The organism is Streptomyces sp. NPDC031379, assembly GCF_055569615.1.
In genome coordinates, this window is sequence record NZ_JBVIIT010000036.1 from 1 (window position 1) to 11687 (window position 11687).

Genomic DNA, 11687 nt, shown 5'->3' on the forward strand with positions numbered 1-11687 from the left:
CGGCAGCAACGGCTCGATCACCGACCACGCGGCATCAGATATCTCCCCATCCCTCACGACCAGTCCAACGATCGGATGATCGGAAAGACACTCCCCTAGGGCCCGGTAGTTCACTCCGGCTTGCTCGATCATGTCGTCCATCGCGAACGCGGGCGACAGCAGCCCGGCGTTCTTTCCGTAGGCGCGGCCCAGGCTGGTGATGCCGACGACGCGCTTGATGCCCTGGGCCTCGAAGGCATCGCAGGCCGGGCGGGTGAAGCCGAGGTAGTGCTCCTGGATGTCGTCGGCGCCAGGGTTCGGGGGAACCAGCCACAGGACGCTGTCGGCGCCCTTGAACGCCTCGGCAAGGGCCACGGGGTCATGGTGCGAGCCCTGCACGACCTCGGTGTGCTCACGCGTCCGGGGGGCCAGCCGGGAGGGGTCGCGGGCGATCACCCGGACCGGCTGACCGCTGTCGAGCAGCGCATCGAGGACCTGGTGGCCGATCCGGCCAGTGGGAGCGGTGATGACGATCACGGAAGCCTCCTGCAGTGGGACGGTTGCGGCGCGCCGGGCGCCGTGGCGGATCATCGACCTCGACGTTTCCGTTGCTAACGGTCCCATGTTACCGATGATTCTGCATAACGCTAACAGGGAGTTGTTATCATTGGAAACCATGGACACCGACCCCTCCGCCTCGCCGGAGAGCAACCGTGAACGGATCATCGCTGCCGCCATCCGGCTTCTCACAGAAGGCGGACGCGAAGCGGTGTCGACCCGCGCGGTCGGCACCGCGGCCGGCGTCCAGGCGCCGACCATCTACCGGCTCTTCGGCGACAAGCAGGGCTTGCTCGACGCGGTCGCCGCGCACGGCTTCGCAACCCATCTCGGCGCGAAGGCCGGCCTCGAGCCGACGGGTGATCCGGTCGAGGACCTGCGCACCGGCTGGAACCTCAACCTGGAATTCGGTCTTGCCAACCCGGCCCTGTACACCCTTATGTACGCGGAGCCCCGCCCCGACGCCATGTCGCCCGCCGCCTTGGCCGCGCTGGAAATGCTGGGCGCCCATATCCACCGGATCGCCGAGGCCGGCCGACTGCGGGTCGACGAAGCACGCGCCGCCGAGCTGGTCCTCGCCGTCGGCGGCGGCACCACCCTCGCTCTCATCGCCACCCCCGAGGGCCGCCGGGACCTCACCGTGTCCCATCTGGCGAGGGAGGCGGTCATCACCGCGATCACCACCGACGCTCCCGCCCCGACGTCACCAGGTCCCGCCGGTGCGGCACTCGCCCTGCGTGCCCTCCTCCCGCAGACCGGCGTGCTGACACCGGGCGAGCACGGCTTGCTCACCGAATTGCTCGACCGCATCGCCCGAGCGGCATAGCGCCAGACCGATGACATAAGCCGGCCGCCGGCGGCCAACAGAGTGGCCTCGATCCCCTTGCGGGCGATCCTGTGCCGGATGCCGCGTGTCGACAAGCATCGCCGCAGGTGGCCGTAGTCGCAGCCCTTGTCGGCGTGGAGCTTGGCCGGCCCGCGCCGCCTGGGGCCGCGACGGGAACGAATGGGCGGGATGCCCTGGACGAGCGGGATCGGGGCCTGGCTGTTCGTGGACGCTGGCCCCGGATACCCCAACGGTCAGGGGCAGACCGTTACGTCGGTGATGAGGCGGATCTGCGAGCCGTACTAGCCCCGATCGACAGGGTTCGGGCCTGGCCTTGCTCCGCGAGGCGGTCTGCACCTGTTGCCACGTGCTTTCCCACGTGGCGACGAGGACAATCGCGGCCAACACCTCACGGCGCGCTTCCCCGCGTAGGCGTCGTCCCTGCGGAACGGGCCCTGGACTCCAGCCCCGGACACCAGCCACGCACCCGATCGACCGACTGGCACCCTCGGTGAGGCACTTGGGCGGCAGACTGACCCGGACGGTTGAGTCACCGACGGTGCAGAATTGCGATCATGAAGTCGTCATGAACCACTCATAACATGATCAGACACGCGATGCGTACACTCTGCGCCGCCACCCTCGTGGCCGCTCCCCTCGCCCTGACCGCGACGCCTGCGCAAGCCCTGACTTCATGTACGGTCAACGGCCGTCCCGTGTCCGGTACGACCGTCAGTGGTACGGCCGGCCCCGACTACATCAGCTGCGGCGCCCTTGCCTCGAGCGACAGCGTCGACGGCTTGGGCGGGAGCGACTACATCGTCATCAACGGCATCGTTGCCGGCACTGTCGCCGGCGGCGCCGGCGGCGACTCCATCACGGCCAACGCCGGGACCACGGCGAACGGCAGGATCCTCGGCGACGCCGACGGCGACTTCATCTTCGTCGGCCCGAACGCGGGCACCGTCGACGGCGGACTCGGATCGGACTACTGCCGAGTCGCTTCCGGTAATCCCCCCGTCAACTGCTGACCGACCTGGGTTCGTCGGGCCGGTCCACTGCGACGCTCAGAGTGGCCGGCCAGCGTGCCACAACACACGACGTGGACGACTTCGGCGGCGCCGGGCTCGTTCGCAGCGGCGGATGATCTGCCCGGTGGGCCGGTCAAAGGGGGCCAGGCGGTTCAGGCCGTGGCGGGCGAGGACCCGGTGCACGGTATGGACAACCTGCTCTGCCCGCTGAGTGGGCAGCAGAACCGACACTGCACCAGCGACTGTGCCGCCCTGTCGTTTGCCTCGGACGCGGGGGTGGCTCACTGTGCTGTCTTCGCCCAGCCGTCCGCGAGCGGCTCGACCTGCTCGAATGCTCTGCTACAAGGGCCCTGGCCGGCTGTCGGTGTGCCAAGGCGGCCTGGTGTCGGGGGCACGGCTGTGACACGCTGCGGGAGAACCAGCCTGGTCTGGTGGGAGACCCCGCGCCGCCGAGTGGTGACAGGAGAAGCGTGGCCGGCGGAAGGTGCGGGTGGTCTTGCTCGGCTGTGAGCGGCGCCGTGTGCCGCGCGCTTGACGGCCTACTTCCTGCAGTGGGAGCCGACCGTGATGGGCTTTGCTCCCGAACGGTGGTTTTTACCCATGCCGTCACTCACCGTGGGCGTCAGCGATCACTTCGACCGAATCGTGGTCACTGTGGCCGGCGAACTGGACCGTGACAGTTGCCCGCAGGTCACCCGGGCCACCGACGTCATCAGCTTGCGCAACCGCACGCTCTGCCTGGACCTCGCGGGTGTGTCGTTCATGGACGCCGGCGGCCTGGGCCTGCTGCAAAGCCTGCACCGGAACGCCGGTGCGCAGGGCGGACTGCTGGAACTGTCCGGCCTGCAGGCCCAGCCGCAGCGCGTCCTGGAACTCACCGGCACCAGCACTCATTTCCGCGTGACTGCAGGACGTGGCACAGCAGTCCCGTCGCCCGCGCCCTGCTGCGATGTGACGGCCAGAGCGTCGGGCCACCGTAGGGGGCCGCGCTGGCCCTTGTTGCTGACGTGGGCGGCGAGAAGGACCTGAAGCCGGGCAGATTTCGGGCTCGCATCCTGCTAGGCGCCCAGGGGGAGACCGTGTCGCGTGCCGCTGGTCGTTGTGGCGGCATGGTTGAGGTGGGCGTCGGGGCTTGGCAGTCATCGGGGGCGGGCCCTCCTGGGTGCAGGTGGTGCAGGTGTATGCCTTCCCGGAACGAGGTGAGCCGTGCCCGGCCGGAGCCGGGCACGGTGCGGGCCCCTCTTCTGCGCTAGGCGTCCACGGGGGGGGGCGACGTGCTGCACGCGTCGCCGTGTCCAATGCCGGGTGTTCAGAAGAGACACACCTATGAGTGATCGCAGTCCGGTCATGGCGGTGTGCGCGTCTCACGGGCGGTCTTCGGCTTGCAGCTCGAACCAGATGGTCTTGCCTGTGGCTGTTCGAATGCTGCCCCAGGAGTCGGCGAGCAGGTCGAGGAGTTCGGTGCCGCGGCCGCCTTCCGCGTCTGGGTCGACCACGTTGCGCACAGGGCCGGAGGGCTCGGTGTCCTCGACCTCGCACAGCAGGCGGGAGTGGCGCAGTCGCAGATTGAGCCTCAGCGGGCCGCGCGTGTGCCGCAGGGCGTTGGTGACCAGTTCGCTGACCAGCAGCTCGGCGGTCTCGGCCAGGTCGTCCAAAGCCCAGTCGCCCAGTTGCGCGGTCACCAGACGCCGGGCTCGGCGCACCGATGTCAGTTCTCGCTGCAGGGGCCAGGAGGCGTCCCAGGCCGTGGCCCGGCCGCGCGGCGCGTCCAGCGGTCGCAGCGGTGCGAGCGTGCGGGCCCACAGCGCCCACTGCCTGGCGGCCCACGAAAGTGCACCGACATGAGAAGACCGATCTCCCCGGCGAGAGCCGATGGCGTGGCCGATGGCCTGGATGACCATGAGATCAGTCCTTTCTGGGCAGGCGGCGGAGGGTCCGCCGGCGAGCGTGTCGGGCGTGTGTCAGGCGCTACATGTAGCGGTCGTTACACCTAAAATATATACGAAGCGGTTGCTACAGTAAAGACCTGCCCAAAAGTGTCACAACGGACATCCGGGAGTTGTGGCCCTCACGCATCCAGGAGCCTGCATGCCTCGCCCACCCGATCCGGCCAAGCGGCGCTTCCTGCTCGACCAGGTCCGCGAGTACGTGATGCGCAACGGCCTCGCGGACCTGTCCCTGCGCCCGCTGGCCAAGGCCCTGGGCACCAGCGACCGCATGCTCCTGTACTACTTCGGCACCAAGGAACGGATGATCGCCGAGGCCCTCGACATCTACGAGCGCCGGCCCCTCCTGCGCGCCCGCGAACTGCTGAGAACCGTCGGCGCGCCCACAAGCCCTGCCGGCCTGCGCCGCTTCATGGAGGAGGTGTGGCAGCAATTCAGCGACCCCGACGTACGCGCCACACTTCCTCTCTACCTCGAGATCATGAGCGCCAGCGTGTTTCACCCGGACCGCTACGGGCCTGTCATGCGCGACATCGTCACCGAATGGACGGCCCTGCTCACCTCCGTCTTCCGTGACCTCGGCATGGGCCAGGACCGATCCCGGACCCAGGCCAGGCTCCTGACCGACGCCTCCGTCGGACTCCTGATCGCCCCACTCGCGGACGGCCACTGGGACCACGCCGACAAGGCCTTCCACGCCCTCCTCGACAGCCTGGAACCCGGATGGCACATCCCGATGTGAGGACCATGGCGTGAGAAGTAGACGCGCCCCCCGACACGATCCGGAGACCTGAAGATCTGCGCCGCAGTCTTGCCGAGATCAGACGAGGGGGACCATGCCATGGCACGACGTGCCAGGCCGACAGCCCCTCGTGCGACACCAGCCGCATCCGTGCGCAACCGAGAAGACGTCGTCGCCCTGTCCGGGCCGGCCCCGAGCCCGGAGTTCGATACGCAAACGCAAGGCCCATCGCCCCGTGGGCCGCGTACGCGGACCGACGAGATCCGTCACCGTGCGTCGCGTAGCTGAAGGACGTACGCCGCAGTCAGCGCAACAGCACGGTCCGCGTCATGCGACAGCTCCACGAGGGCACGTGACGCCCGCGTTCCCGGGATGCCCGCCAGAGCCTGGGTCAGCCGCCCGCGGGCAGGCGCCGTGGTGGTGTCGTGGGCGAGGCGGTCGTCGAGTCTGGCCGCGATCTGATCCGCCGTCGCGGTGTCGCTCGCCAGCACGCTCAATGCATCGGCTGCGTCGGTGTCGTTCCTTCCCTCCACGATCATGTCGATGAGCGTCGGGAGCGCATCGGCAACACCACGCGTGCCGAGCGCCAAAGCCGCATACCCGCGGACCACGGCGTCGGGGCTCGCGAGGGCATTCCGCAGCTGCGCGGTAGCTTCACCACCGGGCATCTCGGCGAGGCACTGAACGGCACGTTCCCGCACCACGGCCACCGGTGAGCTGAGGCCTTCCGCCAGCAGGGCCGGGACGCCGTCGCCCGATCGTGCCAGCGCCCATCGCAGGGCCCCGGCGACGTTCGGCTCCGTCTCGCTGAGTGCTGCCTCGACCAGGGCCTCCACCGGCACCGGGGCCTCGTCGACCGAGGAGAGGGCCGCGCGCTGGCGCGTGTCGGCACTCTTCGACCCCAGTGCTTGGAGGAGCGCGACGACCTGGAGGACGCCCTCCCAGCCGGCGGGGTCCGCGGCATGGATCCGGCGGAGCCGTGTGAGCAGCTCGGTCTCGGCCGCGATGCGGTCGCGCGTCTGACGGATGAGGTCGTCGACGAGTGCCGACGGCGTGAAGCCGGGATCGTCGAGGGCGCGTCCGATCTCACGCAGCGACAGTCCCAGCGACCGCAGGCTCTCGATGTGGAAGATCCGCCGGATGTCCTCGCCGGAGTACTCCCGATACCCGGAGCCGGTACGACCCGACGGGCGCACCAGACCGAGCGACTCGTAATGCCGGAGCATGCGGGCACTGACCCCGGACCGTCGCGCCACCTCACCGATCAACACGCCCTATCGTCCCTCCTGGCCAGACGCGCCGAGGGCCACGACGCGCTTCGCCTCCTCGATCGCGTAATCGAATCCGGCGGCCGGGTCGCGCAGCAGCCGATGTGTGGCGAGCGCGTGCGCGCGCATGCGCGGGTCGGGGGCCGTCGTCGCAGAACGAAGAGCCGGCACGATCACTTCACCCAGCGCGACCAGTGCCCGGCTGAGGCTCAGCCGCGTCTCGCGCTCACCGCGCCCGAGCTGCGTCGCCAACACCGTGGCCAACGCGGACTGCTCGCCTTCCGGCACGAGCACGACCGCGGCTCGCCAGGCGCTTCGCGCCACCTCGTCGTCGGCGTCGGCCAGGAGTGTCCGTGTGATCGCGGGCCAGGCCTGCCGGTCACCGATCTTGGACAGCGTGTGCAGCGCCTGGCTCCGTGCCTGCGCACGCTCCGAGCGTACTTCGCGGAGCAGCTCGGGAAGCGTCACGGATACAGGGTGGCGGGTGAGGGCCCAGGTCAGCATGTCGCGGACGAAGAACTCGGGCTCGACCGCGCAACGCTCGATGAGCTTGCCGACGAAGCGTGGGTCAGGCGTCATGCCGACCGCCATAGCAGTCCGCAGCCGCACGGACGAACGGCCGTCCTCCAACCCCTGGAGTGCTCTTACCGCATCCGTGTCCTGTCTCGTGATCGTCATCGAGACCACCTCCTCGGCAAGCAGTGAAGACCCTGTCACCGTGTCAAGGTCAAACAGGACCCGCTGCGCGGGCATCCGCGATTCGGCGGCGACGAAGTCCAGGGCGGCTTCGGTGTCGCCGCCCCCACCGCCCGGAAGTAGTTGCAGGCGCTCATCACCGCGTCCCGGGGGCGGGCATCGGGGGCGAGCGGCGAAGCGACGGCCTATAAACCGGTCCACCGAGCCGAACCGCGATGGCTGTCACCGGGGCGGGCGTGTCGTCGCCAGAGCGCCGAACGGGCCTTATCGGGTTGCCTCTTGTTCCCTCACCCCGTGACCATGTCACCGGTCTGCGACAGCGGTGTCGTGGAACGGCGACGCCGGGATCCCCTCGGTTCACAGCCCCTTCATAGTCATCAAGCAAGTACCGAGGAGCCGAAACCGCTTCGGCTCCAACGACTGGATAGCAGGGGGTCTTTCATGTCCGGCAACCGTCGCAAGGCATTACTCGTCTCCGCAGCCCTCGTCGGCGGCGCCATGCTGATGACGGCGTGTCAGGACGCGGACTCGGGCGCCGCGCAGGGCTCTTCGTCCGCCACTCCGTCCGGCGAGGCGGTCACCCCGTCCGGCTCGTCGACCACGGGCAGCAATCAGGGCGGCGGGAACGACTCTGCCGGGAACGACTCCGCGGGGAACGACTCTGCCGGGAACAGCTCCTCCGGGAAGGGCTCCTCCGGGAAGGGCTCCGGCGGGCAGGGCACGGCCGCCGGGACCGGCTCCGACGAGAACGGCAAGGCCGGCAAGTGCCGTACCGACGAGCTGGAGATCACGGCGACGGACAGCACCATCACCGGCGACCCCGATGGCACCGTCGCGGTGCAGCTGAAGAACCGCGGCGGCCGGGACTGTGCGATGTCTGGGTACGCAGGCGTCGATCTGAAGACCAACTCGGGGTCACTGTCCGCGAAGCGCACTGGCGAGCCGGCCAGCTCGATCATCCTCAAGAACGGGCAGTCGGTGGCCTTCGGCGTCACCTACCCGGTCAACACGTCGGGCGGCTCCGGCGTCCGTGTCACCGCGCTGCTGGTGACCCCGCCGAACGAGACGAAGACGGTCACCCTCCACTGGCCGGGCGCCGGCACGCTGCCGGTCACGGAGGGCGCCGGCTCCCCGGTGAAGGTCGGCCCGGTCGGAAGCGCCGGTCAGGGCGGCTGACCCGCACGCCTCAGAAGAGTGATGAAGACCCTGGGTTCTGGCCCCACCGCGTGAGCGGTGAGGCCGTCGGTGGGGTCATGCGGGATCCGCGACGGTGGGTGAGGCGGGGTTCGGGATGCTTGCGGTGGGGGCGTACTGGGCGGCCTGCGCGGCGAACATGGCGGCGTAGCGGCCTTGTGCGGCCATGAGTTCGTCGTGGGTGCCGTGCTCGGCGAGGTGTCCGTGGTTGAGTACGTAGATGCGGTCGGCGTGGCGGACGCCGGACATGCGGTGAGTGACGAGGACGACGGCCCGGTTCGGGTCGGCGAGACGGCGGATGCGGTCGAAGGCTTCGATCTCGGCTTCGGGGTCGAGGGCGGAGGTGGGCTCGTCGACGATGAGGACGCTGTCCGCCCGAGATGTTGAGCTGCGCCAGTGGGTGCGGGCGAGCCCCACTTTCTGCCATTCGCCGCCGGAGAGTTCGATGGCTCCGCGGAACATGCGGGCAAGCAGGCTCTGCAGTCCGTCGGGGAGTCTGGCGACGATGGGGCCGGCCCCGGCGTAGTCGACCGACGGCTGCAGGTGCTGCGGTGAGGCGCCGTGGCCGGGCCGGCCGAGCCGGATGTTCATCGCGGCGGTCAGGGGCCAGCGTTGGAAGTCCTGGGTGAGCAGGGAGACACGGTCGAAGACCTGGGACCGGTCGAGTTCGGTGATGTCCGCGTGTCCCCACCGCAGGGTGCCGTCCTGAGGCAGCAGCATGCCGGAGAGGATCTTCATCAGCGTGCTCTTGCCGGAGCCGTTCTCGCCCACGACGGCGGTGACCGATCCCATGGGCAGCGTGAGCGTCACATCGTCGAGGGCAGGGGTGTCGCGGTCTGGGTAGCGGTAGGTGACGTGTTCGAGGACGATCTCCTTGATCTGGCCGGGGACCGGGGCACCGCCCTCGGGGATGGTGCGGTGCGCCGCTTGGGTCAGGAAACGTCCGTGGTCGCGGACGTACAGGGACTCCTCGTGCAGCTGGTTCACGTTCATCACCAGCGCGCCCAGGCTCGCCGAACCGGTCCGCACGGCGATCACGGCGGTGCCGGCGACCGCGAGGCTCATGTGACCGCTCATGATCAGCCAGAACATGGTGCCGTACGTCGTCGCCATGGCCAGGCCGGACAGCGCGGCAGCGACCCACTCGGTGAGGGCCTTGCTGGAGGCCAGTCGCTCCTGCTCGGCTTCGGCGCTCTCGGCCATCTGCTGGTAGCGGCTGAGGAGGAAGCCGCCGACGGCATGGATGCGGACCTCCTGGGCGGCGCTGCGCTCGGTGAGCAGGTTCCCGATGAGGCGGCTGGCCCGCACATGCTCGATCCAGCTCATCACCGACACGTACCGCTCCTGTGCCACACGCATGGCGCCCCAGCCACGTGGGGCAGCGATGAGGATCAGCATGGGCAGCAGGGCCGGGTGCAGGACGGTGAGCACGCCGGCCGTGGTGATCAGCGAGATGATCCCGTTCAGCGCGGCCACGCAGGCGCTGATCATGCGGCGGGCGGCGCCCGGGCCGTGCTGGGCGATGTCGACGAGTCGGCGGAAGTCGGGGTCGTCGATGGCTTCCAGCTCGACGCCGGCGGCTGCGGCCAGGTATTGAGTGGTGGCGATCCGTTCGACGAGTGGCTCCAGGCGCCCGGCCCGCGAGGTGGACCACGCGGCGAGGGCGGAGTTGACGACGGCGATGGCGGCACCGGCCAGAAGGCCGGGCAGCAGGGCGTGCAGCCGCTGAGGGGCGCTGCCGGTTCCGGAGAGCAGGGCGTGCATGACGGCGTTGACGGCGAACAGGCCGAGGGCTGCGGTGATGCCTTGTCCCGTCTCGCTGACCGCTACCGCGATGAGGGCCCGGCGGTCGGCATTCCACGCCATGCGCAGTGTCGCTCCGACCAGTGCCGGCATGGAGCGGAGCGCGGACATCATGGTCAAGTCGAGTGCGGCGTGCTCGTGTTGGGACCAGCCCATGTCGTAGCGCAACGGGCCGCCGAACAGTTCCTGTTCGGCGTCGGAGACTCGTGGTTCGGCCATCCGTACGCGTCCGAAGAACCTCTTCACCTGACGCCTCCTTGGGTGGGCCAGTCCAGTGCCCGGTACGACGGACCGTGGGTGAGCATGTGGAAGATGGCAGTGGTGTAGGGGTGGCAGTCCGGCGGGGGTTTCTCCATCGACACCCAGAAGAGCCCTTCGTGCTTGTCCGGTTCGGCGTTGTGCGGTTCGCCGGTCCAGGACTGGGCCACGAACACAGCGGTGATCCGGTCCCTTCCGCCGGGCGCGTGGTGGTGGACGAGTCCGCAGAATTCCTGCTGTTCGGCGCTGATACGGACGCCGGTCTCCTCCTGCGCCTCTCGCCGGGCGGCATGGTCCAGAGGTTCGCCGGCCTGGAGATGCCCTCCCACGACGGTGAGCTGTCCCGGTGCCAGGGCCGCCTCGGGTTTCCGGCGCACGCACAGAGCGGATCCGTTCGCGCGCAGCAGGACCTGGGCCACGTCCGCGATCAGCAGGTGAGGGGCCTCGCTCATCGCCATCCCCCCTGGGCCAGGCGCTCGACGGTGCGCCGGCCGCGTGCGGTCACGAACGTGTCGCCGTGGCGGGAGCCGTAGGCGAGGGCGCCGGCTGCGTCGGCCGCGGCGAACACCACGAGCGCCTGCTCCTCCGTGCCGGAGAGGGGCCGCCCGTATCCCGTGAACAAGGCAGTGCGCAGCTCTGGGTGTTCCGGCCATACGGTGGCGGCGAGCTTCACGAAGTCGGCGACCAGGGGGCCCGGGTCGCTGTGCTCGAAGTCGATCAGCGCGCAGCGCCGGCCGTTCCACAAGAGGTTGCGTTCCTGGAAGTCCCCATGGCGGAGTCCGGCGGGGAGGGGACCGAGGGCGGGGAGCATCCTGACGATGCGGCGGAGCATGTCCGCCTCTGCGGTGGACAGGTGGTCACCAGCTTCGGCGATGTGCTTCTGCAGGCCGGTCAGTGTGGTCTCGACGCTGTGTGTGGCGTCGTCGCGCGCCTCGTGGCCGGGCAGTGCCTCGTGGAAGCAGCGCAGGAGTCGGCCGGCTTGCTCGTGTGCGGCGCGGCGCCGGGCGGGTGACGTCTCGCCCTTGAGAGGCTCGCCGTCCGCGGCGGTGAGGAGCAGGGCCAGCAGTTCGGCGGAGCTGTCCTTCAGCATGGGGGCGTGGGCGTGGCCGAGGCGTGGGACGGCCTGACGGTAGGCGCGGGTCTCGCGGGTATAGAAGACCGGCTTGGGCGCCACCTTCACGTAGTGATCGCCGGTGTGTCCGGTCACCTTCCACACCATCGAATCGGCCCGCGTACGCGCGAAGTCGCGCACGGCCTGGACGGGTCCCAGAACCCTGTCCACCCAAGATGCGAGCGGTGTGGGCAGACAAGCGAAGTCCGTCATGCCAGGTACCTCGTATCCGGTCGTGAACCGTTGGCGAGGTGTCCGCCGCAGCCGTCGGCGAG

General features: G+C 69.4%; 12 protein-coding genes. 5 read left to right on the forward strand and 7 right to left on the reverse strand.

What is annotated here, in order from left to right; translation table 11 throughout:
- Positions 1–516, reverse strand: a 516-nt coding sequence (locus ACZ5CW_RS37190) for an SDR family oxidoreductase (protein WP_468609511.1), incomplete at its 3' end; no start/stop codon positions are given.
- Between ACZ5CW_RS37190 and ACZ5CW_RS37195 the strand changes: the two genes are divergently transcribed.
- The 3 genes from ACZ5CW_RS37195 (at position 506) to ACZ5CW_RS37205 (ending at position 3423) form a co-directional block, all read left to right on the forward strand.
- Positions 506–1363, forward strand: a complete 858-nt coding sequence (locus ACZ5CW_RS37195) for a TetR/AcrR family transcriptional regulator (protein WP_468609513.1) — start codon at positions 506–508, stop codon at positions 1361–1363. The two genes, ACZ5CW_RS37190 and ACZ5CW_RS37195, sit on opposite strands and share 11 nt — an antisense overlap.
- A 617-nt stretch (positions 1364–1980) precedes the next feature.
- Positions 1981–2394, forward strand: coding sequence for a hypothetical protein (locus ACZ5CW_RS37200; RefSeq protein ID WP_468609515.1), 414 nt, complete (start codon positions 1981–1983; stop codon positions 2392–2394).
- A 531-nt stretch (positions 2395–2925) separates the two neighbouring features.
- Complete coding sequence (locus ACZ5CW_RS37205; RefSeq protein WP_468609517.1) at positions 2926–3423, forward strand: STAS domain-containing protein; 498 nt, start codon at positions 2926–2928, stop codon at positions 3421–3423.
- Positions 3424–3758: 335 nt separating this feature from the next.
- Here ACZ5CW_RS37205 and ACZ5CW_RS37210 read toward each other — a convergent pair whose 3' ends face one another.
- Positions 3759–4295, reverse strand: a complete 537-nt coding sequence (locus ACZ5CW_RS37210) for an ATP-binding protein (RefSeq protein ID WP_468609519.1) — start codon at positions 4293–4295, stop codon at positions 3759–3761.
- A gap of 187 nt (positions 4296–4482) precedes the next feature.
- On the opposite strand from ACZ5CW_RS37210, the gene ACZ5CW_RS37215 reads away from it, so the two are divergent.
- The gene (locus ACZ5CW_RS37215) at positions 4483–5082 is read left to right on the forward strand and encodes a TetR/AcrR family transcriptional regulator (protein ID WP_468609521.1); all 600 of its coding nucleotides are present in this window, start codon (positions 4483–4485) and stop codon (positions 5080–5082) included.
- 266 nt (positions 5083–5348) lie between these two features.
- Here the strand turns inward: ACZ5CW_RS37215 and ACZ5CW_RS37220 are convergent, their stop codons facing one another.
- Both ACZ5CW_RS37220 and ACZ5CW_RS37225 read right to left on the reverse strand, forming a co-directional pair.
- Positions 5349–6353: a MerR family transcriptional regulator gene (locus ACZ5CW_RS37220; protein WP_468609523.1), complete on the reverse strand. Its 1005-nt coding sequence runs from the start codon at positions 6351–6353 to the stop codon at positions 5349–5351.
- Between the two features lie 3 nt (positions 6354–6356).
- The gene (locus tag ACZ5CW_RS37225) at positions 6357–7028 is read right to left on the reverse strand and encodes a HEAT repeat domain-containing protein (RefSeq protein ID WP_468609642.1); all 672 of its coding nucleotides are present in this window, start codon (positions 7026–7028) and stop codon (positions 6357–6359) included.
- Between the two features lie 459 nt (positions 7029–7487).
- Here ACZ5CW_RS37225 and ACZ5CW_RS37230 point away from each other — a divergent pair, with 459 nt between their 5' ends.
- Positions 7488–8222: a DUF4232 domain-containing protein gene (locus ACZ5CW_RS37230; protein ID WP_468609525.1), complete on the forward strand. Its 735-nt coding sequence runs from the start codon at positions 7488–7490 to the stop codon at positions 8220–8222.
- Between the two features lie 75 nt (positions 8223–8297).
- On the opposite strand, the gene ACZ5CW_RS37235 is transcribed toward ACZ5CW_RS37230, so the two are convergent.
- The 3 genes from ACZ5CW_RS37235 to ACZ5CW_RS37245 are packed head-to-tail and all read right to left on the reverse strand — an operon-like array spanning position 8298 to position 11625.
- On the reverse strand, positions 8298–10289 hold the full coding sequence (locus ACZ5CW_RS37235) for an ABC transporter ATP-binding protein (RefSeq protein WP_468609527.1): 1992 nt from the start codon (positions 10287–10289) through the stop codon (positions 8298–8300).
- Complete coding sequence (locus ACZ5CW_RS37240; RefSeq protein ID WP_468609529.1) at positions 10286–10753, reverse strand: NUDIX domain-containing protein; 468 nt, start codon at positions 10751–10753, stop codon at positions 10286–10288. The genes ACZ5CW_RS37235 and ACZ5CW_RS37240 overlap by 4 nt, the downstream gene beginning before the upstream one ends.
- A complete protein-coding gene (locus tag ACZ5CW_RS37245) occupies positions 10750–11625 on the reverse strand; it encodes a phosphotransferase (RefSeq protein WP_468609531.1) in 876 nt (291 codons plus the stop codon). The genes ACZ5CW_RS37240 and ACZ5CW_RS37245 overlap by 4 nt, the downstream gene beginning before the upstream one ends.
- Positions 11626–11687: the final 62 nt, after the last annotated feature.